The sequence below is a fragment of the Faecalimonas sp. LCP19S3_D12 genome, from assembly GCF_052121495.1.
GTDB lineage: Bacteria > Bacillota > Clostridia > Lachnospirales > Lachnospiraceae > Faecalimonas.
This window is the reverse complement of record NZ_JBQKED010000028.1, coordinates 15706-38352: the sequence shown is the minus strand read 5'-3', so window position 1 is coordinate 38352 and position 22647 is coordinate 15706. Positions and strand designations below refer to the sequence as shown.

General features: G+C 46.9%; 20 protein-coding genes and 2 pseudogenes. 6 read left to right on the top strand and 16 right to left on the bottom strand.

What is annotated here, in order from left to right; genetic code table 11:
- Positions 1-124: 124 nt before the first annotated feature.
- From ACTQXY_RS09810 to ACTQXY_RS09795, 4 genes and pseudogenes are all read right to left on the bottom strand, one after another.
- The gene (locus tag ACTQXY_RS09810; RefSeq protein WP_002586626.1) at positions 125-892 is read right to left on the bottom strand and encodes a class I SAM-dependent methyltransferase; all 768 of its coding nucleotides are present in this window, start codon (positions 890-892) and stop codon (positions 125-127) included.
- 50 nt (positions 893-942) lie between these two features.
- Complete coding sequence (gene tet(W), locus ACTQXY_RS09805) at positions 943-2862, bottom strand: tetracycline resistance ribosomal protection protein Tet(W) (protein WP_441659297.1); 1920 nt, start codon at positions 2860-2862, stop codon at positions 943-945.
- Between the two features lie 641 nt (positions 2863-3503).
- A complete protein-coding gene (locus ACTQXY_RS09800) occupies positions 3504-3644 on the bottom strand; it encodes a Maff2 family mobile element protein (RefSeq protein ID WP_007037419.1) in 141 nt (46 codons plus the stop codon).
- A gap of 219 nt (positions 3645-3863) precedes the next feature.
- Positions 3864-4109 (bottom strand): annotated as a pseudogene (locus ACTQXY_RS09795) (VirD4-like conjugal transfer protein, CD1115 family); the annotation flags it as partial.
- Positions 4110-4421: 312 nt separating this feature from the next.
- Here ACTQXY_RS09795 and ACTQXY_RS09790 point away from each other — a divergent pair.
- From ACTQXY_RS09790 to ACTQXY_RS09770, 5 genes are all read left to right on the top strand, one after another.
- Positions 4422-5279, top strand: a complete 858-nt coding sequence (locus ACTQXY_RS09790; RefSeq protein ID WP_008978098.1) for a helix-turn-helix domain-containing protein — start codon at positions 4422-4424, stop codon at positions 5277-5279.
- Positions 5280-5462: 183 nt separating this feature from the next.
- On the top strand, positions 5463-6047 hold the full coding sequence (locus ACTQXY_RS09785) for an MptD family putative ECF transporter S component (protein WP_008978099.1): 585 nt from the start codon (positions 5463-5465) through the stop codon (positions 6045-6047).
- Positions 6047-6748, top strand: coding sequence for an energy-coupling factor transporter transmembrane component T (locus ACTQXY_RS09780; RefSeq protein WP_020990933.1), 702 nt, complete (start codon positions 6047-6049; stop codon positions 6746-6748). The genes ACTQXY_RS09785 and ACTQXY_RS09780 overlap by 1 nt, the downstream gene beginning before the upstream one ends.
- Before the next feature lie 11 nt (positions 6749-6759).
- A complete protein-coding gene (locus tag ACTQXY_RS09775) occupies positions 6760-10044 on the top strand; it encodes an energy-coupling factor transporter ATPase (RefSeq protein WP_008978101.1) in 3285 nt (1094 codons plus the stop codon).
- Positions 10038-11792 (top strand): ABC transporter ATP-binding protein, encoded by a 1755-nt coding sequence (locus ACTQXY_RS09770; protein ID WP_008978102.1) that lies wholly within the window; start codon positions 10038-10040, stop codon positions 11790-11792. Before ACTQXY_RS09775 ends, ACTQXY_RS09770 begins: the two co-directional genes overlap by 7 nt.
- Positions 11793-11906: 114 nt before the next feature.
- On the opposite strand, the gene ACTQXY_RS09765 is transcribed toward ACTQXY_RS09770, so the two are convergent.
- From ACTQXY_RS09765 to ACTQXY_RS09735, 7 genes are all read right to left on the bottom strand, one after another.
- Complete coding sequence (locus tag ACTQXY_RS09765; RefSeq protein WP_441659296.1) at positions 11907-13559, bottom strand: recombinase family protein; 1653 nt, start codon at positions 13557-13559, stop codon at positions 11907-11909.
- Positions 13560-13630: 71 nt separating this feature from the next.
- Positions 13631-13798 carry a hypothetical protein gene (locus ACTQXY_RS09760; protein WP_215629828.1) on the bottom strand — a complete coding sequence of 56 codons (168 nt, stop codon included), beginning with the start codon at positions 13796-13798 and terminating at the stop codon, positions 13631-13633.
- A gap of 267 nt (positions 13799-14065) precedes the next feature.
- Positions 14066-15424: a virulence-associated E family protein gene (locus tag ACTQXY_RS09755; protein WP_008978105.1), complete on the bottom strand. Its 1359-nt coding sequence runs from the start codon at positions 15422-15424 to the stop codon at positions 14066-14068.
- Positions 15384-16022: a CHC2 zinc finger domain-containing protein gene (locus ACTQXY_RS09750; RefSeq protein WP_330588830.1), complete on the bottom strand. Its 639-nt coding sequence runs from the start codon at positions 16020-16022 to the stop codon at positions 15384-15386. Before ACTQXY_RS09750 ends, ACTQXY_RS09755 begins: the two co-directional genes overlap by 41 nt.
- Before the next feature lie 63 nt (positions 16023-16085).
- Complete coding sequence (locus tag ACTQXY_RS09745; RefSeq protein ID WP_020990931.1) at positions 16086-17330, bottom strand: plasmid recombination protein; 1245 nt, start codon at positions 17328-17330, stop codon at positions 16086-16088.
- A gap of 426 nt (positions 17331-17756) precedes the next feature.
- Positions 17757-18062, bottom strand: coding sequence for a hypothetical protein (locus tag ACTQXY_RS09740; RefSeq protein ID WP_004612788.1), 306 nt, complete (start codon positions 18060-18062; stop codon positions 17757-17759).
- Entirely contained in the window at positions 18046-18339 is a 294-nt protein-coding gene (locus tag ACTQXY_RS09735) for a hypothetical protein (protein ID WP_002594258.1), read from the bottom strand. Before ACTQXY_RS09735 ends, ACTQXY_RS09740 begins: the two co-directional genes overlap by 17 nt.
- 341 nt (positions 18340-18680) lie before the next feature.
- Here ACTQXY_RS09735 and ACTQXY_RS09730 point away from each other — a divergent pair, with 341 nt between their 5' ends.
- A complete protein-coding gene (locus ACTQXY_RS09730; RefSeq protein WP_002594259.1) occupies positions 18681-19529 on the top strand; it encodes a helix-turn-helix domain-containing protein in 849 nt (282 codons plus the stop codon).
- Between the two features lie 50 nt (positions 19530-19579).
- On the opposite strand, the gene ACTQXY_RS09725 is transcribed toward ACTQXY_RS09730, so the two are convergent.
- The 5 genes and pseudogenes from ACTQXY_RS09725 to ACTQXY_RS09705 all read right to left on the bottom strand — a co-directional run bounded on the left by ACTQXY_RS09725 (position 19580) and on the right by ACTQXY_RS09705 (position 22642).
- Positions 19580-19963, bottom strand: a complete 384-nt coding sequence (locus ACTQXY_RS09725) for a TnpV protein (RefSeq protein ID WP_002593334.1) — start codon at positions 19961-19963, stop codon at positions 19580-19582.
- A gap of 95 nt (positions 19964-20058) precedes the next feature.
- A pseudogene (locus tag ACTQXY_RS09720) lies at positions 20059-21681 on the bottom strand (VirD4-like conjugal transfer protein, CD1115 family); the annotation flags it as partial.
- Between the two features lie 50 nt (positions 21682-21731).
- Positions 21732-22250: a PcfB family protein gene (locus ACTQXY_RS09715; RefSeq protein WP_270651285.1), complete on the bottom strand. Its 519-nt coding sequence runs from the start codon at positions 22248-22250 to the stop codon at positions 21732-21734.
- Positions 22231-22512, bottom strand: coding sequence for a hypothetical protein (locus ACTQXY_RS09710; protein ID WP_270651286.1), 282 nt, complete (start codon positions 22510-22512; stop codon positions 22231-22233). Before ACTQXY_RS09710 ends, ACTQXY_RS09715 begins: the two co-directional genes overlap by 20 nt.
- The gene (locus ACTQXY_RS09705) at positions 22496-22642 is read right to left on the bottom strand and encodes a hypothetical protein (protein ID WP_186292040.1); all 147 of its coding nucleotides are present in this window, start codon (positions 22640-22642) and stop codon (positions 22496-22498) included. Before ACTQXY_RS09705 ends, ACTQXY_RS09710 begins: the two co-directional genes overlap by 17 nt.
- Positions 22643-22647: the final 5 nt, after the last annotated feature.

Sequence of the window (22647 nt, the reverse complement as noted above, 5' to 3'; positions counted from 1 at the left end):
CTGTCGCCCCTTGATTGCCTACCAGCAAAGGCGGGCGGGGCTGTCAACGGCTGCGCATATGCGCCGTTCATCTTGACCGTTGACTGGCTCGGCTGGGTTTGCTATTTACCCGACAAACTTGAATTTATTTTAAGCTATCACGTTTTACCTTCTTAAGCCTTACTATCATTACCATAGGAATTTCTTTGTTGGTTTTAAAACATTCTTCATAAAATCCATCAATGACAAATCCAGCTCTAAAACAAAGGTTAAAAATATCTTGTATGGAACGATGATAATAAATCTGCTCTTTCGGTTGCCCTTCAATCGCTATATCATAGTAACTGTGCGGTGTCATATATTTTTCAGTCAACGTGACAAAACAAGGGTGTTGCGTTGCAAAGACAAAAATTCCGCTTTCCTGCAACAGTTCATAAACAGCCATAAGAAGTGGTTCAATATCCGTAATATCCATAATTGCCATATTAGAAACTGCTTTCGTAAAGGCTCGATTTCTTTTTAATTCTAATATACTTTTTCTATCGGTCGCATCCGCCACACAAAATTCAATTTGTTTTGCATATTGTGATTGCCGTCTTTTAGCCAATTCTATCATTTTTTTGCTGTAATCAAAAGCGACAACCGAAGCGCCTCTTTGTGCAAGATACGAAGAATAATTTCCATTGCCACACGCAATATCCAAAATGTAATCCGCAGGATTAGGAGATAGAAGTTCCGTTACTTTGGGACGCACTACCTCTCTGTGAAATTCATTAGATTCGTCACCCATTGCATTATCCCAAAATTGTGCGTTCTCCTCCCAGATTTTTTTACTTTCCTCTGTTCCCATGTTCTCTCCCACTCCCCAAATTTGCTTTTTTGCTTCCATTAAATCTTCCTTACTATATTCCATTGTTACCCTCCATAACTTCTGATTGTTGCCGTCTTGACGATTATGTATCTTTACATTACCTTCTGAAACATATGGCGCACCTTGTCCAGGCGGCTGTTTGGACGGCGGGGCTGGATGACCGGCTGACCGACAGCGGCCTGATATCCTTTCAGCTCTGTAAGGCATACGCTCCGCCCGTTGGTGTAAAAGGCCAGATCAGTACGGTATGCCTGTATACAGCGGGCGGGAATCTCGCCAGTAAAGACAACTTCATCCTTTTTTACCTGGGCCGTTTCGATGGTGGCACAGTATTTCGGTGCATCATGATAAGCCCTGGAAAGGTATTCCTGGGGCGCATAGAGGATGAAGGAGAGATAAGGTTCCAGCAGCTGCGTCCCCGATTCCTTCAATGCCTGTTCCAATACAATCGGGGCCAATGAGCGGAAGTCCGCCGGCGTGCTGACCGGACTGTAATAAAGCCCGTATTCAAAGCAAATCTTACAGTCCGTTACGTTCCAGCCGAACAAGCCCTGCTCCAGCCCGTAACGGATACCATCCCTGACAGCGTTTTGAAAACTCTGGTTCAAGTATCCCAGCGAAACCCGGCTCTCGTATTGTACACCGGAGCCAAGCGAGAGTGGTGTAACAGACAGTCCTATGGATGCCCAAAACGGGTTGGGCGGCACCTCGATATGGATGGTGTGGCTGGCTGCTTTGAGCGGCCGCTCCATATAAATGACGGAGGGTTCCTTTACCACTGTTTCAAGCTTGTATTTTTCCGACAGCAAAGCGGAAACAACCTCCAACTGCACCCGGCCCAAAAAAGAAAGAATGATCTCATGGGTGATGGAATCCACTTCGCAACGCAAAAGCGGGTCAGTATCCGCAAGTTGCGTAAGAGCGTCCAGCAGCCGTTCTCTTTGCGCTGCCGTTTTCGGCGCAATCGTCGTCCGCAGCATGGGGAGGGGGTCCTCGCGCCACCTTTTACGAGGGAGCCGGGTTTGGTCCCCTAATACATCGTTTAACCTCACGCTGTCGCTGGGAAGGATAACAATTTCACCCGGATAAGCGGTGTCTGTCCGAACAATTTCCCCTTTGGATGGAATACGCATCTCTGTGATTTTCAGCTTTTCTCTCCCGGCCAGGGCCACCGTATCCCGCAGGCGCAGCGTTCCGCTGTATAGCCGTAGATAGACACGCCGCTGGCCGCAATCTGTATACTCCACCTTGAAAACGCTGCCGCATAGGGCGGCGCTCCCCTGTTCCCCAATCGGTTGGAACAGCCCTGTCACCGCATCCATCAACGGTTGAATGCCAAGGCCCTTTTTGGCGCTGCCATAATAGACCGGGAACAGGGAGGCGTCTTGAACCCGCCGCTGTTCCTCCCGCACAAGTTTTTCCCGGCTGATTGGTTCTCCTGCGATATACTTTTCCAATAATTTATCGTTATTTTCGATGACCGCATCCCATGCTTCTATGTCGGTATTTTCCTCCAGGACTATTTCCGGGGACAGCGACACCGTCTGCTTGATGATAATATCGGCGGAGAGCTTATCCCGAACAGACTGAACCACGCTCTGCAAATCAACGCCAGCCTGGTCGATCTTGTTGATAAAGATAACGGTGGGAATGTTCATTTTCCGCAGGGCATGGAACAGAATACGGGTCTGGGCCTGCACGCCATCTTTAGCGGAGATCACCAAGATGGCCCCATCTAAAACAGCCAAAGAGCGGTACACCTCCGCCAAAAAATCCATGTGGCCGGGCGTATCCACAATGTTGACTTTACATCTGTGCCACTGGAAGGAAGTGACTGCCGCTTGAATGGTAATTCCCCGCTGCCGTTCCAAAATCATAGTGTCTGTTCTTGTAGTCCCTTTATCCACGTTTCCCTGTTCCGCAATCGCTCCACTGGTGTATAGCAGACTTTCCGTCAATGTTGTTTTTCCTGCGTCTACGTGGGCAAGAATGCCAATATTGATTATTTTCATGTGATTGTCCTCCTTTTACAGCCCGAAAGGGCACAAAAATCCCCAGCAGTAAAATACTTTTACCACTGGGGATTATAATTTGCGGACATACACATATACAGCATACACCTATTTGTGACTGCTGTTTTTTTGGATATGTCAAAATTGATAAGGCAAAAGTATTCTTAAATTGGGTACAAAAAATCAAGCCCCCACAAAAGGAACTATCATAATCCTTTGTTCCCACTATTTGATTATAGTTTTATTTAAGAATACCTTGCCGCATATTTTTTACTCCTTTTCTGGAATGAAACTATTATATCACATCAGTTTTAGGAAAGCAAGTACCTAAAAGAAATTTTTCTTCCCCTTATATGTAACAATCATACCGGCTTCCTGGCGTTCAGAATGGTTTCTGCTGTCTGCTGTGGTGTTTGGTTGGAATTGTCCAGCCAAAAGCCGATCCGTGGTGTTGTCTGCATTTTACTAAATACAAATTCAATGTATACAGAAAGATATAAGGAGTGGGAGGGATTCCGCCGTAGTTGGCATTGTAGGAAAATCCAAAAGTTTAGATTTTCCCACAATGCTTATCTTTTGGTCTTTGGTTCGGAATAGTGTAGTGCTGGCGGTCTATCTCTTGTTTTCGGTTGCTTGCTTCCTTACCGTACATGAGCATTTGCACCAGGGTTGTCGTTTCCGTAACCTTCCAGCAGGTTGATGACGCCCCAGATACCAAGACCGGCACCGAGCGCGATAACGAGGGTCTGAAGAACGGTGATTGCCTGTTCAAAAAATGCCATATAGTTTGTTAGCCGGAATCTGATTAAAAAATAGGTTTGTCATGTTTCATAGGCATACAAAAGCCGGAACAATCTGCCACCCGGTTTCCGGGGGCATGATTCCGGCTGTCCTCCTTTTTCATTATTTTTTCTTGCGATTGTCCGCTTTGTACGCCAATGGCCCCAAAAGGGCAGTTGCGGCGAATAGATAAGATCACTCCCTTCTAAAGCGGAACGAAATTAAGCGCCCTGAGTATCTACTTCGTACACGTCGCAGACCTCATTGGGCTTGAGTTTCAGCCGGGTGGACAGGAACGCTTCAATGTCAAAAGTGTTCTTGTCGCTTGCGTCGGCTGTGTATTTGAAATTGGGGTGCTTGGTAATGTCGTACTTATCCGAAAGGAAAGGCCGCACACCGCGCAGCTGAAGGATGCACTTGCCGCCGTCCATAACGGCCAGTTCATCCTGGCTCATCAGCTCTTTGCCACAATGTCAAGTGATGAATTAAGAAAATAAACATACAGCCATCTTCTCCACAAAGAAAAATAAATCACTGTCGATTCCAGTGTAGATAAATTTTCTTTTGCTTTCTTCATAAGGAACTTTTCTGTGTTCAAATTGACTTTTATGTCCCCGTATTGTAAACTATGATTAGTTGCCGCTAACCATATAAAAGCGTCATCTGGAGGTGTATCAGCTACGACAGAACTTCAATATTTAAAGCAAGATAAGAAAATTCCGGGCAAGGAACCTTTTATTACTTATGTAGATTATCAGGCGGGCGATGCCCCTGCTGATATGTGGGTATATGATATTTTTTCGGGCGTACAGTTAATGGTGGTTGATTTTGCTATCGAAAGCTGTTTTCGTGGAAGCGGAAAAGAAAATGTGATTGGAATTAATCATTGCGAAAAAGGTAGATATGAGTGCGCTTTCGATAATAAGAGCTATATCTATTTAGGAGAAGGAGATATTGCGATTAACAGTCAACTGCATCCTCCGGTTGCTTCTTCTTTTCCTTTAAAATATTTTTACGGCTCTACCATTCTGCTTTTTCCGGAAATCATGAAAAGGGGACACGAATTACAGGCTTTTCAAATCAGCGCAGAGAAAATAGTTGAAAAATATTCTCTCAATACAGAATGCCATGTATATCGCTGGAATGCGGAAATAGAGCATGTATATCAGGAGTTATATGCGCATTTGACACTTCCGCATCCATCGTTGCCATTTTTGAGATTAAAGGTGTTGGAGCTGCTTTATCATTTTCAGTCAAAGCAAATTGTTTTTGAAGAAAATCGGGAGTATCTTTCAGGGGCAACTGTGGAGCGTATTAAACATGTAAAAGAGCATTTACTGCAGGACATGACGCAGAGAACAAATTTGAAGGAGTTGGCTTTGGAGCATGGTTTAAGCCTGACGCAGCTGAAAGATGGCTTTCGGCAAGTGTATGGAGAATCTCCTTATGCGTATTTGCGGAATTACAAAATGCATCAGGCTGCGCAGCTGCTGCGTCAGACTGATCAGAAAATCAGTGAGATTGCACTAATGATGGGGTATGAGAATCCAAGCAAGTTTTCAGAAGCATTTTACGCCGTGATCGGATGTAAACCCAAAGCCTATCGTAAGACGCAAAAATCAAGTAATACGGTGTAGCCAAAGCAAAATCAATAGGAACGAAAGATTCGGTGATGCTGTCTTTTGATAGCGTCACTTTTTGGCTTTTTGGAGCATTTTTGCAATTTTTCGGCTTTTTAGAGTAGAAGTAAATCGGGATAATTGCTATAATGCAGGAGTTAGCAACAACTAACCAATAATAATGAAAAGGTAGGTATCTATATGAAAACAAAACTTACGACAAAAGATTTAATTGCCGCAGGAGCTTTCGGCGCGATTTATCTGGTAATCCTGACCGTCCTGTCATCATTGGTTCTGCCCATTGTTCCGGTTCTCTTTTTAGCAACTCCACTGATTGCCGGCATCGTTCTGGGTACAGTATATATGCTGTATGCGACAAAGGTTCAAAAGAAAGGCGCAATCTTGATATTGGCTGTGTTGGTGGGACTGATTACTTCTATGTCAACATTTTATCCGCTGCTGTTTTCCGTTATCTGGGGAATCCTTGCGGAAGTGATTGCTTCCAGGAAAGAGAGAAAATCTGCCGGTATGCTGGCTGCAAGCTATGTTGTATTCAACATGACTTCAATGGGCCCGTTTTTTGCGATTATCCTCGCAAAGGAAGCGTTTCTTGAAAATTGTGCAACCTATTATGGTGCAGATTATGCTGCAACATTGAACACCCTGACGCCTAATTGGATTGTTGTGGTTCTGATCGCATTTGCGCTGATCGGCGGTCTTCTGGGTGGTCTCCTTGGAAAGCGCATTCTGAAAAAGCATTTTGAGAAAGCGGGAATTACTGCGTGATGGCGCGGAGTAATCCGACTGGCATGTTAGATCCGAGGAGCAAGCTTGCAGTCTTTGTCGCAGTTTGCTTCTCGGTTTTTTCGGGCTTGTCGTACATACAGGAAATATCGTTGCTTGCATTATGCGTGGTTACCTTGCTTCTTTGCCGCAAATGGAAACGGGCATTTTATATCAGTGTTCTCTTTCTTGCCATGCTACTTTCGGATTTGTATGTTGTACCGCATTTAACCGGTGTATCAAGGAACATTACGACATCCATCTGCCATGTTTTGCGTTTTATTCTTCCCCTGTTTGCGTCCTTTTATCTTGTTACAAGGACGACAAAAATTGGAGCATATATATCCGCACTGACCAAAATGCATATGCCGTCCGAGATTGTGATACCACTGGCAGTAATGTTTCGTTTTGTTCCCACGATTCAGGAAGAATGGCAAATGGTAAATCAAGCGCTCCGCTTGAGGGGGCTGGCATGGAACTGGCACAACGTTTTTACTCGGCCTATCCATATGCTGGAGTATATGATGGTTCCTTTTTTGATGCAAAGCTCCGTTGTGGTGGACGAAATGTCAGCCGCTGTGATGGCAAGAGGATTTGACCGTGACACACGCCGCAGCAGCTACATAGAGGTAAAATTGTCATTTCTGGACTGGTGCATCGTTGTCGTATCTGCCGGAATATTGGCATGGAACCTGATTGTTTGAAGGAGGGAACTATGATTACCTTTGATGATGTCAGCTTTACATATCAAGGCAGTATTTCAGACGGATCAGAACCACCGGTTCTCCGGCATATTCATTTTCATGCAGAACGTGGCGAATGTATCGTATTATGCGGCAAAAGCGGATGCGGGAAAACGACAATGCTACGCATGGTCAATGGTCTTGTTCCTCATTTTTATCAAGGATGTCTGGAGGGAGACATTACTGTTGGAAACGTCAATATAAAGGAGGCGTCTCTTCCTCAGATTGCCGCCGTTGCAGGCAGCGTGTTTCAGAATCCAAGGACGCAGTTTTTCCATCTGGATACGACCGGAGAAATGGCGTTCAATATGGAAAATTTGAATGTCCCGCATGACAAAATGGTAGAACGCTTAAAGGAAACTGCCTGGAAGTTGGATATACAGGCTTTGATGGATCGAGATATTTTTCAACTATCCGGTGGGGAAAAGCAGCAAATTGCATGTGGTTCCGTGTATGCCTCTATGCCTGCGGTCATCGTTATGGATGAACCATCCTCAAATCTGGACATGGAAAGCATCCGAAAGCTGCAAGACCTGATCAGAACCATGAAGGACGAAGGAAAGACGATTCTAATCTCCGAACACCGTTTATGGTATTTGGAAGATATTGCAGACAGGTATGTTCTGTTGAATGACGGACAGATAGAACATGAATTTACAGGGGATGAAATCCTGACGCTATCATCCCGAAAGCTTGAGCAGGCAGGCTTACGAGCAGTACGCCCTGAACAGATCTGGAATACGGGGAGACACACGATCAAGCAGAAGAATGACTTGGATGAAACAGCTTTTCTTGAAATAGAGGGGCTTCAGTTTTCACGTCAAATGAAGCAAGTATTGGATATAAACAGATTGGCGATTCCCAAAGGGGCAATCGTAGCGGTTATTGGAGAAAATGGTGCAGGAAAATCAACATTTGCGCTTTGTCTTTGCGGACTGCTAAAGCATCATGGAACCGTGCGGATCAATGGAGAACGAATTCCAAATAAAAAGCTGTCGGAGCAAACTTATCTGGTAATGCAGGAGCCCGGTCATCAGTTGTTCAGTGATTCCGTACTGGGCGAACTGATGCTGAATAATGGAACGATTACAGAGACTGAAGCAGCAGATGTTTTGGAAAAAATAGGGCTGGCAGGCTTGGGAAAACGCCATCCGGGTGCTCTGTCAGGCGGTCAACAGCAGCGGCTTTCTCTTGGTGTTGCATTATGCATGAATCGAAAAATTATGCTGTATGACGAACCCACAAGCGGACAGGATGGTAGCAATCTGATGAGAACCGCAAAAATGATCCGGGAAGCAAACGAAAAGGCTTTTTGCAGTATGATGATCACGCATGATCCGGAACTGATCCTGCGCTGCGCTACGCATATTCTTCATATCCATTCAGGCGAAATAAAAAAATTTACGAAATTGGATGAAAGGGGGATACTTTATATGAAAAAGGTGTTTGGAGAAAATTCACAAACAGAAAAACCGTTAAAAACAGGAATCCCGCGGCTGCTTGAATTCTCCGGAAAATACAGAGGACTTTTCAGTGTGTCTCAGATATTGGCAGGATTTAGTTCTTTGTTATTACTGGCACCCTTCCTGTGTATTTATTTTGCTGCAAGAGAATTACTCGTTGGTATGTCGGGCAGCGGATACGACACAGTACATATGCTGCAATGGGGGATATGGGCGCTTGTGTTCGAGCTGGCTGGGTTAGCTGTCAACTTCATTGCGCTTCTCTGCTCCCATGTTGGAGCATTCCATACAGAAAAGAATCTGAAAATGGCAGTGCTTCGTCATCTTTCTGAAATGCCGTTGGGTTATTTTGAAGAAAATCCCGGCGGAAAATTAAGGAAGATTATTGATGAGAACAGCGCTCAGGTGGAAGGCTATCTGGCACATCAGATGCCCGATCTTGTGGGCGCACAGGTAACAACAGTTGTCGGGCTTATATTAATGCTTGCGATTGACTGGCGAATTGGCTTGCCATTGATTCTGCTTCTGATTGCCGGTTTTGCCTGCCAGATGACCATGATGGGCGAAAAAACCATGAGCTTTATGAAACGGTATCAGGACGCACAGGAAGAAATGAACCACGAGGCGGTGGAATTTGTACGGGGAATATCGGTTATCAAGGTTTTTGGACAATCCGCCTATTCCATAAGAAAATTCCGGGACGCAATTACTGCATACCGTGATGACGCTCTTGCTTTTACAATGGCGTGCAAACCGGGATATGTCGGATTTAATACGATTGTAAACTCCTCTTTTTTGGTACTTGTCCCGGCAGCGCTAATAGGGATGACGTTTTCAGGTGATACCGTTGCTTTTGCAGGAAAATTCCTGTTTTATCTGGCGTTCGCTCCGGCCTGCGCTTCTATGCTCAACAAAATTATGTATATGAGCAACTATAAAATGCAGGCAGTAGAATCTATGAGAAGAATAGATACCATACTTCTGGCGAAACCGCAAAAACAGCCAATGCAGCCTGTAAAACCGCAGAGCGGAGATATTTGTTTTGAACATGTGACATTTACCTATCCCACAGGTGAAGCACCTGCAATCACTGATATTAGCTTTATTGCCCGGGCTGGTACTACAACTGCGTTAGTAGGGCACTCAGGCTCCGGAAAGACAACCATTGCCAGCTTGATTCCCCGTTTTTACGATACACAGGAAGGAAGCATCATGATCGGAGGAACGTCGCTGAATCAGATTGAGAGGGAATCTCTGATGAAGCAGGTCGCTTTCGTATTCCAGAATCCCAAATTACGGAAAGCAACGCTTGAGGATAATATTCGCGGCGGTTGTCATGATGCAGACAGGGATGCAATTCTTCGTGCGGCACATCTGGCTCAATGTGATGATATTTTAAAAAAACTGCCGGATGGTCTTGACAGTGTAGTCGGGAAAAAGGGCGTATACTTGTCCGGTGGCGAGGTACAACGGATTGCTATTGCCAGAGCAATACTAAAAAATGCGCCTATCCTTGTATTAGATGAAGCCACAGCATTCGCTGATCCAGAAAACGAGGTACAGCTCCAGAAAGCTCTCACGGAACTGCAAAAGGGGAAAACAGTTATTATGGTTGCGCATCGTTTGAGTACCGTACAAAATGCGGATCAGATTTTAGTAATGAAAGAAGGAAACATTGTAGAGCGGGGAACACATGAAACATTGTTGGAACTGCACGGAGAATATGCCCATATGTGGGAGAATTATAATCAGTCTATTTCGTGGAAAATTGCAAAGGAGGTGCGATCATGCTAAAAGAAACGCTTGCTCTCAGTGACAAAGGCACACGGGATTTAAAAAAAGGTATCGTTGCGACAGCGGTGGCGCATCTCTGTGTCATGCTGCCTGTTTCCTTGCTGATGACTGTGACAATGGCGTTGATTGATAAAACGGTCGGTCGTGGCGGCGCAGAATTAAATATTCCGTTTATCCTTTTATTATGTGCTTTTTTGACTGCGCTTATCTTTGTCACTCAGTGGGTTCAATACAACTTGACCTATAAGGTGGCATATGAGGAAAGCGCTGAGCGCCGGATGTCCCTTGCTGAAAAAATGCGTCGTCTGCCGTTGTCTTTCTTTGGTCAAAGAGATCTATCCGATTTGACAACAACGATGATGGGGGATTGCTCAAAATTGGAACGCATGTTTTCAAATGCGGTACCCGGCTTTTTGGGAACTGTCATCATGTTTATCATTATTTCCTGCGGATTGCTGGTGATTGACTGGCGTATGGGATTGTGTATTATCCTTCCGGTTCCAATTTCTGCACTTGTAGTGCTTGCCGCACGAAAAAAACAAATAAAAGCAGAAGAACGGAATCTGGATGCGCATCGAGCCGCATATGACAGTGTGCAGGAGTATTTAGATGTGATGAAAGAACTGCGCTCGGACGGACTTGAAAAAGCATATCTTGAGGATGTGGACAAAAAGTTAGAGCATGTTGTGTCTTGTGCGTTCCAAAATGAGCTGGCCCCCGGAATCGCCGTGACATTAGCACAATTTTTCTTACGGTTTGGGATTGTGGCGGTATTGCTTGCAGGTGGTCTGATGGTTGTGGATGGAAGCCTTTCGGTTACCATGTTTATTTTATATCTTGTTATAGCCGGGCGTGTATATGAGCCATTTAGTTCATCGTTCATGCTGATGGCGGAAATGATCTTATCTCTTGTCAGTATTAAACGGACAAAACAAATGGAGGCTATCAAGGAGCAGGGCGGGCAGCCTGTCTGCAATAATCAGGGATATGATATTGAATTTCAGGATGTTGTGTTTACCTATCATGCAGATTTGGAGGATACGGCTGTTTCTGGCAGACATGGCGAGCGTGTCCTGAATGGTGTTTCCTTTGTGGCAAAGCAGGGTGAGATTACTGCGCTGGTAGGCCCGTCAGGCGGCGGAAAATCTACCGTTTCCCGGCTGGCGGCAAGATTTTGGGATGCTGATTCCGGCAGGGTTTTATTAGGCGGTGTGGACGTTACTACAGTAGAGCCTGAAACGCTGTTCAAAAATTATTCGATTGTGTTCCAGGAAGTTACTTTGTTTGATCAATCCGTCATGGAAAATATCCGGCTGGGGCGGCAGAATGCCACCGATGAGGAAGTGCTGGCGGCGGCAAGAGCCGCGCAATGCGAGGAGTTCGTATCACGGCTACCAGAAGGCTATCAAAGCGATATCGGAGAAAATGGGTGCATTCTTTCCGGCGGTGAGAGACAGCGTATTTCGATTGCCAGGGCAATCTTAAAGGATGCTCCTGTTGTAATATTGGACGAGGCCACCGCTTCTATGGATGCGGAAAATGAAACCCTTGTACAGCAGGCGTTGTCAGAACTGCTGCAAGGAAAAACTGTGTTGGTGATTGCTCACCGCATGAGGACGATTGCAAATGCGGATAAAGTTGTTGTTTTGGATCACGGACAGGTCGTGGAAATGGGAACGCCAACAGAATTATTAGAAGAAAACGGGTTGTTCCAGCGATTGGTTGCAGCACAAGGCGGACACTTATAAAAATGCAGATATTTGCATGTGCGTTAAATACTCAAACAATTATTCGCAATTTGAACATCACATATTTAGCCAAAATAAAAGGCCCTCCCCTGCATGGGGAGGGCTTCGCTGTTCTTATGCTGCAATCTCCGGGATTTCCCCGACAAAGTTATAAACAATTCTGACTTCCTGCACCTTCTGGCCGTCCACCTTCCTGACCTCGCCGATCAGAATTTTGCTGATAAGACGGTTCAGTATCGCCTCGTCCAATTCCTCGATAGCGGCATAGCGCCGGATTTCCTTGATAAAGGTGCGAACTTCGATTTCCTGCATGTCCGCCCGACTCTGCATCATCGCCAGATCGTGCAGGCGCTTCTGGTTGGCTTCCTGCTCCTGTTCCAGCGCCGCCGTCAGTTTCATAAACCGCTGTTCGGTCAGGATGCCTTTGGCCTTATCGGTGTACAGGCTTAAAAACATCCCGTCAATTTCCTGATTCCGGGCTTCCAGCCGTTTCCGTTCTTTCTCGGTCTGAGAAGCGTCCACCAGATACCGGCGCTCCATCCGGCTGCTGAGCCGCTGGTAAAACATATCAGCATCTTTCATGGCCTGCGCCGCCAATTCCTGTATATCCTTCAGCACCAGATTATACAAATCCCTTGCTTCAATCTTGTGGCTGGTACAGGCGTTCTTGCCCAACCGGTTATAGGTCTGGCAGATATAATACGCCTTATCAATTGGTTCCCGCATCTCGCCGGTAAAACGGTTCTTGCCGGTTCTGCCGACTTTTTCATACCGCACCTGCATGGACTTCCCGCAAGTGCCACAGTAGACCAGCCCGTGGAACAGGTTATAGAAGGGGCAGGCGTTGCCTTTCATAATGGTGGGCCTGCGGTCAATGATTTCCTGCACCTGTTCCCATTCCTCCGGGGAAACGATTGCTTCATGGCAATCCTCAATGATTTCCCAGTCCTCACGGGGGATAATGTCATAGGTGTTGGAACGAATCCCTTTCTGATGTGTCCGGCAGACCAGATGTGCGCCCTTATAGAATGGGTTTCGCAGGATATGACTGATTCTTGCACCGCCCCACGCATAATAGTTGACGTCACATTCCGTATTGCTCTTTACCCTCGTGATAGGAACCTTGTCATCCATGAGCTGCTTTGCGATTCGCATACAGCCCCAGCCGTCCAGTGCCATGTCATAGATTTTTCGGATAACCGGCGCTGTCTCCGGGTCAAGGATAAGATGCCCTTTGTCCTCCGGGTCACGCATCAGGCCAAGAGGCGGCTGCCCACCGCAAAACTTTCCCTGCCGGGAACGGGTCATGCGTCCCGCCAGCACCTTTTTGGAAATATCCCGGCTGTACATATCGTTCAGGATATTCTTAAAGGGCGTAATGTCCATTTCCTGACGGGTCAGGCTGTCCACTCCGTCTGTAATGGCAATATAGCGTACATTGTGTTTTGGGAAAAAGATTTCGATATAGCTGCCAGCTTCGATATAATTCCTGCCCAGTCTGGACAGGTCTTTGGTGATAACGCAGCCGATCTTTCCCGCCTCAATATCGGCAATCATGCGCTGAAAAGAAGGGCGGTTGAAATTTCGGCCTGTATAACCGTCATCCACATAATACTCATACTGGAACATTCCGTTTTTTTCGGCAAAGTCCCGGAGCATAAGTTTCTGGTTGCTGATGCTCATGCTCTCATTATCGCCGCCATCCTCCAGAGAGATACGGCAATAAAGAGCCGTGATTTTCTGATTAACTTGTTTTTTCCTGCTCATAGTGTTCTCCTTCTATGAACAGGGACACGATACCATTATAATACCATGTCCCTGTCCATGATTCAACTACTTTACGCCGCTTTCTGTGCCATTTCCCGATGCTCCAACCATTCCTCGAAGTGTTCGCAGGTCTGACGCTCGATCAGCTGCTCAAAGGCTTCTCGCATGGTTTTGTCCCCAGAAAACTCACGAACCACTACAAACTGGACTTTTTTATTCTGCTTCCTGTTTTTCTTCATAGGCTACCTCCATAGAATAGGGGATCAGACGGTGGCTGCGGCAACGAAGTCCGGCAACGAACATCAAAAAACCTGTAAACTATCGTCTGACCCTGATTTCTTACTTTTCAAATTTTCTTATAAAATCTCGTTGCTTTCGTTGCCGGAGATAAAGATAAATAGTAAAATATCCCTTATTTACAGGCTTTTCCCGTATCCAGACAGGGAAATCCCCGGCAACGAACCCGGCAACCAAGTGACAACCAACCCGGCAACAGGCCGATGGTTTTATGCGATCCACTCCTTCGGAAGTTCCATCTGGCGGCATTCTTCCTCACTCAGCTCCACAAATCCATCTTCGTTGCCGGGCAGTTCGTTGCCGGAGGCGATCCGCTCCCAGCCCTTCTGCCTGCCGTATCCGGCGAACATCCTCGGATTGGAGAACGGCTTCCAGCCAGTCACCACCGTGTTCATGATCTCGTTGATATTGTGAAGCTGCCACCGCTTCGGCTCGTCATAGGTGTGGCCCAGCGCCTCCTTGAAAAGCTGTTTGGAGCAGACCATGCTGCCGGTGTAGTGTTCCAGAAAGCCCTGTATCTGCCCGGCCTCCGTGTCCTCCGGCATGAAATCCTTCTGCACCTCCACAAGCTGCCTCTGGATGGACTTGCTGAATTTCATGGAATAGTGGCCGCTGCGGTAAACCGTCATGGCCTCCGCCCAGACCTGCAAAAGATAGGCTCTGGAAGCGTCCTCGTCCTCCAAGATGTGAACCTCCGCATTCTCCGGATAAATCATGATGGGAAGGAAACGCCGGTTCCCGGCCCGGTCAAGGGGCAGGAAGTCCAGCGTGTTGGAAGAACCGCCGAACACGCACTGTCGCAGCCGGTCTTTGGGCTGGGCCTCATAGGGTGTGCGGTAGGTTTCCTTCTGGCGGCTGATAAACGAGCGGATTTCCTCAATGCTTTTGGCGCTGCTGGTCGCCAGCATCTCCGACATTTCAATGATCCAGTGGCCTTGCAACTTCAAAAACACCCGGTCATCATCCAGCTTTTTCAGGTCATCGGAAAACCACTCGTCCCGGATCGCAAGCAGACGGAAGAAGCTGGACTTGCCAGCCCCCTGTCCGCCCACCAGACAAAGCATTTCCTCATATTTGGAGCCGGGAGAAAACACCCGCCGGATAGCGCCCAGCAGAAAGTGCTTTAACATTTCCTCCACATAGTCGCTGACCTCTGCACCTAAGAAGTGATGGAGACAGGATCGGATACGAGGCGTCCCGTCCCATACAAGGCCGTTCAGTACGTCCTGTATGGGATGGTAGCAGTTTTCATTCGCCACAATGGACAGGGCCGCTGTCATTTTCTTCTCGCTGGTCAGGCCGTAGTTCTGCTCAAAATAGAGAAGCAGATACTTCACGTCCGTATCCGTCAGGGCGCTGGTGTTCCTGCGCCAGCCCAAATCCCGCACGATGTCCACCCGGTCAGTCAGGAGGTTCAGCCGTATGGCGTCCCGCAGCAGCGGGTCATGGCAGAACACCGTCCGGCAGTTGCCGATAGTGTTAGCGGGTTGGCCTTTTTCCGTGACAGAAAGGCTTTCCCGCACCTCGTCAACGCTCTGCTCCGGCGCTAAAGCTTCGGCTGCGCTCATGACGGCCTGCCGGGTGGCTGGCGGTAAACTCTGATATTCGCTGCTCAATCTTCCTCACCTCTTTTCCATACTCAGCGACCACGCAGGCCCGTTCCTCCATACTGCCGGACAGCAGAATATCCAGCAGATACTCCGTGTACGGCTTTTTTTGCAGGGCCTCCACAAACAGCGGGTTCCATGCTTCCTCCGGCGTCTGCGGGGCATATTCCTTCTCCCAGCGTTCCAGCAGATGCAGGTAATCGCACAACACCCGGAAACATTTCTGTTCCGCCTGCCGGTAGCGCAGTTCCTCGCTGATTTTTCGCTTGACCGGCTTCCTGCGGGGCGGGTCATGGCCTTTAGCGTCAAAGCCGACCGAGAAATCCTCCGCCAGCTTCAAGGCCGCATCTTTCTTGTTCAGCCCGAACAGACGGGCGGTAAAATCAATCACATCCCCGTCCGCCTGACAGCCGAAGCAGTGGAACCGGCGGTCAACCTTCATGCTGGGATGTTTGTCATCATGGAAGGGACAGCAGGCCATCCCGTTCCTGCCGAGCTGTATCCCATAAGATTCCGCAGCCTGCCTTGTGGGGACAGCCTGCTTCACCGCTTCAAACACATTCGATTTTCTCACCTCCAGACAGAGAAAAAGGCATCCGGTTTCCGCAGAAAATCAGATGCCTCATAACTCCATATCGTTCTTTTTGTTTGGGGCGATCCGCCCCTCACGTTCCCAACGCTCCCGGTTATCCCGGTCAGCGTTGATCTTTGCCTTTGCCAGCTTATCCATAATGGATTCTTTGGCTTTCTTCTTGATCTGCTCCTTCCCGGCCTGCTTGACCTCCGGCTGCATCAGCGTCCGCTGGATTTTCGCCAGAGCGTGCTGCATGGCGTTTTTGATTTTGGTAATAACCCCATCCAGCCGGGCGGCGGCATACTCACGTTCCTTCTTTGAGGCCTTGCGCTCCGGCGAAAGCACCCACTTTTTTGATTCCTCCACCAGACGAATATCTTCCTTGTGCGTCTCCTGCCGGACGGTATCGGTCACGACCTCCACCGCCTTGTCGTAAGCCGCATCGGAAACATCATCTAACAGTGTCTCCACATCCTCGATTCTGAGGGTCAGTTCTTCCAGCTTCTGCTCCTGCGCCGCAAGCTGCTCCTTCTGTTTCATCAGGATATAATCCTGCTTTTCCAGATAGTCCCGCCCGCCGTAAGACGGCTCCTGATCCAGCTGCAGCCCATGCCGTCTGGCGATGTCAAACAGGAGCGTCCGGCAGACCGCATCAAAGGTCTGCTTGCGGTTGTTGTTCCGGCCTTTGGGCTTCTCCGGGTTGGGGAGAGGGATGCCCAGTTCTTCCAGCGCCTTTTCCTGCTGGGGACACAGTTCCCCGTAGCGGTTCTCACAATCAAAGACGTGCCGCTCATGGATGTGGGGCGTCCCCTCGTCCAGATGGAGCGCCCAGTCTAAGATGTGGATATGGGAACCGAAGCGACGCTCAAATTCCTCATAAAACTCATTGACGATGGAAAAGAGCGTATCCGGCGGGACGGATTCTCCCATCGTGCCGATCTGGTAGATGCTTTCCTCCGGGCAGGTCTTGTTGTTTTTCAGCAAGTCCTCCACGGTGCGGTTGCGCTCCATGTGCCGGGTTTTCTCATTCCGGGCGTTCTGGGCCTCCACATGGCCGCCGTAATGCTCGTAGTAGTACATCCGCTCGATTTCCTCAAAGCTGAAATCCGGCTGCTCCGAGTTCTCCCGGAACTCGTGTGTCGTAAAGCCCCGGTAGCAGTCCCAGTAGACATTTTGCCTTGCCCGTTCTGCGTCAATGTGTTCGCTGTTTTCCACATCGAACCGGCGGTCATTGTGACGGGGATTGTAAGTGCCATGCTTGCCGGAGCGTCCATTGTGTCGTGTCAGTTTCAAACAGATTTCCTCCTTCCTGCGAAGATGCTGCGGGGTCGGGGAAGGGCGGCGAAGCCGCAAATCCTGCGAATTTTGCGTCAGGTAATACCCAGTACAAGTTGACGCAGGCATCAACTTTCCCTGGGCAAGGCGTTTCACCCTTGACCCGATGAGGCTGGCTGCCCTCAACCCGCCAATGGGCGTTGCCCCTTGACCCCAGCAGTGCGCTGCCGTCCCTGCACCCCGGCACAAAGGGCTGGCTGCCCTCTGTACTCCCGCACCGGCGAAGCTGGCCTTCACCGCAGAAGCGGTTTTTGCCAGTTTCACCGGCTCCGTATCCGTACATTTACGCCCATAGGCGAGAAGTGGATACAGAATACGCCTGCGGAAATTGCCAATCAAAACAGCGGGTGCAGACCCGATATTTTTTCGTAAATCGCCCTCATTTTAAGCGATTTTTTCTTCTGTCTGTATGACCTGAAAGCCATGCTCTTTTGCGTACTCCCTTGCAGCTGCCAGCCGTTCTTCGCTGTACGGCGGCACCAGCCGGATCGAAAGTCGGGACTTGTCCAGTACATAGGTCACGCTACCTTCCGGCGTACTGCGTTCCAAGCGGCACAGCAGAGGGTACTTTCGGCTGAAATCCTCCAGTCTGCGTTTCAAGCTGGCATTGAAGGTGTAGATACTGGCAATCGTCTCGCCCTCATTCCAGTTGATGATGGTTTCTTTTTCATATTTAGACAGCTTCCTCATACAGTTCCTCCTCATAATCGGTGTTTGCTTTCAGCGCACGCAGACTGCGTCTAATCCGGCGGTATTCGTCCATCTCCATACGCAGATGATGGTAAAAGGCTTCGTACCACCTTTCCTCTGTCTCTGTCTCAATTTTACGAGCAAGATGAAGCATCTGGCTTTTCGCCTCCGGGTCAACAGTCAATGCTGTCAGCCATTTCAGCCTTGTCACTGTGTTGTGATGGCTGGGGCAGGCGTAAGCGTAAAGTATTTTCTTTTCCTTCATATTCAGTTTCATAATGATCTACCTCCATTCATTTGATGCGGTATGTCCCGCATCGTTTATTTTTCTGTCTGCCGGTCTGTCTGCAAAATATTCCTGCCCGGATTCTCTCCCAGCGTATTGTCCTCTTTGGTGCGCTCTTATCGTGGCGTCACTTCCCCGGAGGTCATCCCCCTTGCAGTCGGTCATTCATTTTTCAAGGTTCTATGTCTCCTGACAAGAACCAGTTTACCGAAAAAAGAGGGCTGCTCCCGTATGTCCAAGACGCAGGAAAATCACACGAAAACCGCATATTTCCACGCTCTCGGAAATGTGCTATAATGGAAAACAAAAACCGTTGGCAAGGAGGTGCTTTGATGTACACAAAACTGTCGATCCCGGAACGGCTCAAAGACCTGCGGGTGGTGGATAAGCACCTGACGCTGGAACAGCTGGCAGAACAGACCGGCCTGTCTAAGTCGGCACTGGGAAAATATGAGAGCGATGACTACAAAGACATCAGCCCATTTGCGATTGCGACACTGGCAAAGTTTTACGGTGTGTCCACTGATTATCTGATGGGTGTGTCAGAAAATAAAAATCACCCAAACACGGAGCTTCAAGCTCTGCATCTGAGTGACGCTATGGTGGAACTTTTGAGCAGCGGAAAGATCAACAACCGCCTGCTTTGTGAACTGGCGACTCATCCAAATTTTTTGCGGCTGATGGTTGATATGGAAATCTTTATTGACCAGATCGCTGATATGCGAGTGAACCAGATGAATCTGATTCTGGAAGCTACCCGGCAGACCATTCTGAAAGAACACGCACCGGGAGAAAATGATCTGTATATGCGGACGCTGGAATTGGGTCAGGTACAGGAGAACGATTTTTACAGCCATATCCTTCATGATGATCTGGACAGCATTGTCCGGGATATACGGGAAGCCCATTTGAAAGACAAGACCACAGCCGACCCACAGCCAACACTGGATGAGGTCAAAGAGAATTTTGAACAGGCCATACAGATGGGAACCGACACAGAAGCTATGATCCATGAGTTCTGTGATAAAATGCAGATTCCTTTTGAAAAAATTTCATCCGAGGACTTTTCGGCTTTTCTGCGGATACTGAGCCTGTCCAAACTGCTTAAAAACCCAAACAATATGCGGGGAAAAGCCAAGTCACAGCCGTATTATATGCCAAAAAAGAAAAAGCGCAGGTAGCAAAAAGGCCATCCACTATAAAAGTGAATGGCCTCAGTTTTTCCACCTTCTCAGACGAAAATCATCTCAGACCGAATGACTTCCTCTGCCCGGTGGCGTATGCTGTTCATGTGACCGACCCATGCAAGCTGGTCTTTTGCTTTCAATTCCTCCGTGACTCCCTCTGTTTCTTTTATCTGGGCAATGATACAATCCAGACGGTTCTGTGCCTGCTCATCCAGATCGGCAAGATATGTCCACAGCTTTCCAGACAGAAGCAATTCATTGTACCGGTCGGGACAATACTCTTGCAGATATTCCCTGTGCATCCGTCCCCACCGTCCGATTGGGCGGCTTTCCTCCGGCAGCTGTAAGTCTGGAATATAGTAGTCTCCGACCAGAACATAGTCCAGACCGTTACTGTCATCATGGATATGCTTTTTCAATTTCTCCATAGCGACCTCCTGTTTTCGTTTTATCCGAATCCAGTTGATCGTGTCCCTGTTCATCTGTTATTCAAGGCAACTGAACTCGTCACCATGAATTATGGCATATCTTTTCCAGTCTTCTGATAATTCAGTCCATAGGATCGGCTTTGTCCACGGGTATCGGAAGTATTATAAAGGTCTATGGTTTCCTTTCCTAATGTTTCTGATATTTCCTTTAAAGTGCTTCCTTCTTTTCCTCCTAAAAATAACATGGTATCGCAATTCCCTAAAATGGTTTCTGCGGCATCTTTATAAATGGTCTTTAACTGACTCTGGGACTGTAAAATAATCGAAGCAGAAATTTCCCTGCTTCGTATCGTTGCAATCAGCTTATCAAATTTGGGAATTTGCCCGATATTGGCAAACTCATCTAATAACAATCTCACATGGTAAGGTAAACGTCCTCCATGTACATCATCTGCTCTGTCACACAGCAAATTAAAAAGCTGCGTATACATAATTGCCACAAGGAAATTAAATGTATCGTCCGTATCAGAAATAATAACAAACATTGCAGTTCTCTGATCTCCCAGCATATCCAATTCCAGCTCATCATAAGAAGTCAGTTCCCGCAGTTCTGCAATATCAAATGGTGCCAGCCTTGCCCCACAGGAAATCAGAATAGATTTCGCAGTCTTTCCGGCAGCCAGCTTATATTTCTTGTATTGTCTGACTGCAAAATGCTCTGGTTTTTCCTTTTCCAGTTCCTCAAACAGTTCATCAACTGCATTTTTAAATTCTTCATCATCTTCTCTTGCCTCAGAAGCATTGATAAATTCCAAAAGCGTGGAAAAATTCTGTTCTTCTTCCGGCGCTTCGTAATAGATATACCCAATTAAAGCACAATACAGCAATCGCTCCGCTTTTATCCAGAAATCTTCTCCTGATTTTTCCCCATCACCTTTTGTATTGGCAATGATTGTATTGACCAGTTTCAAAATATCTTTTTCACTGCGTATATAACGAAACGGGTTATAGTGCATACTCTTTTTGAAGTTGATTGTATTTAAAACCTTAATTTTGTACGGTTCGTAGATTACTTTCCCCTTTTTATCCAGTACCGGCTTTCCATCTTTCATTTTTGGTGTCCCTTTTTGCAGCATCTTTCCACATTCCACCAAGATCGTTCCTTTCGGATCAGTCACTACATAACTGACATTTGGTGTCATCTGCATTAAATTGGGTTTCACATAAAATCTCGTCTTACCTGAACCGGAGCCACCAATAATCATGACATTTTTATTTCTGGCATACTTTGGTTTTTTCGGGCGGCTGTTCATGGTAAGTCTTTCTGTCTGTGTCAGAATGATATTGTTTTCAAATACAGAATCCATAAAAGGTGCAATATCCTTTGCTGTCCCCCAGCGGGCAGAACCATATTCCACTCCCTGACGGAACTTCTTTGCATTCTTACCTTTCACATAGACAATCCCTTTTAATAAAACTGCACCTGCAAGTCCCACTCCTATATCAGAAAATACCGGACTTGGCAATATATTTTCAAATGCCAGTGATATATGCAGCACCAAAACACTCAATCGTTCCAGTAGGGAATTTCCCTGACAATACCGATAAAGCCATGCCAGTTTATTTACTGCATAAAATACAAACACATAGGGCAGGTTAGTAAGAAACAGCTTCTTTCTATCTACTTCTGACAGTGTTCCACTTATATCCTGCCACAGTTTTTTCCATACTTTTTGGAATGGATTTTCTCTTTTCTGTTTTTTCTTTTTTATCGTGCAGTATCCCTCTCCTTCCTCTTTGTTTTCTGCCTTTCTCGCTGCTGTGCCTGCCTTTCTTTTACTTTGGAAAGTTTTTTCCGTATCGATATTTTTTTACTTTTCTTCATGCTCCAGCCTGTATATTCCTTAAATGCTGCGGTCATAGAATCTACATCTCTGGCTTTAAAAAACACATAATAACGGGGCGGTTCGGAAGAACGGTCTTTTTTCAGGCAATAGTCCACATTATATTTTCTGGCATACTTTTCAAAGGATTTAATATTTCCGTCTGTAATCTCAATGTTGGAAAGTTCACAGTTCTGCTCCTTGAGTTTCTCCATGCTTTGTTTTCCTTTATAAACTGCCAAATTTTTTTCTTCCTTAGATACCCCTTTCTTTTGCTTCCTTTGGGATTTCTGCTGTTCCAGCTTTGTCAAAGTTTTTAATAATGCACTTTTTAAAATCTGTGCAGAAATTTTTCCTCCACGAATACACAGGGACACAACTTTCTCATTGACTTCGTCCTGCATAGGCTGTTTCTTCCTTTCCTGATTTCTTCTTTCTCATGTCCTGTAAAATTTTCTGCAAACAGTATCCAATACAAGGAGAATGTTTTCCATAAGGGCAACCCACACATTGTCCTGCTTTTTTCGTATCTTTCTCTGGCTGTTTTGGGAGAAGATAATAGCACTGTTTTCTGGTGCAGCCATTTTTTCGTCTGCTCCAAAAATAGCAGTTCTCACACACCAAAGGTTTGTCCTCTGCGTATTTTCTCTTATCCGCTTTCTCCATTTTCCTGATCCTTCCTTTTCTTTTGCAACATTTCTTCCATCTGGCGATCCGCCTGACCACCTACACAGACACAACAATATAAGCCAAATGTCAAAATAACAGCAACTCCAAAAATTATTTTTCCTACCATGTTTT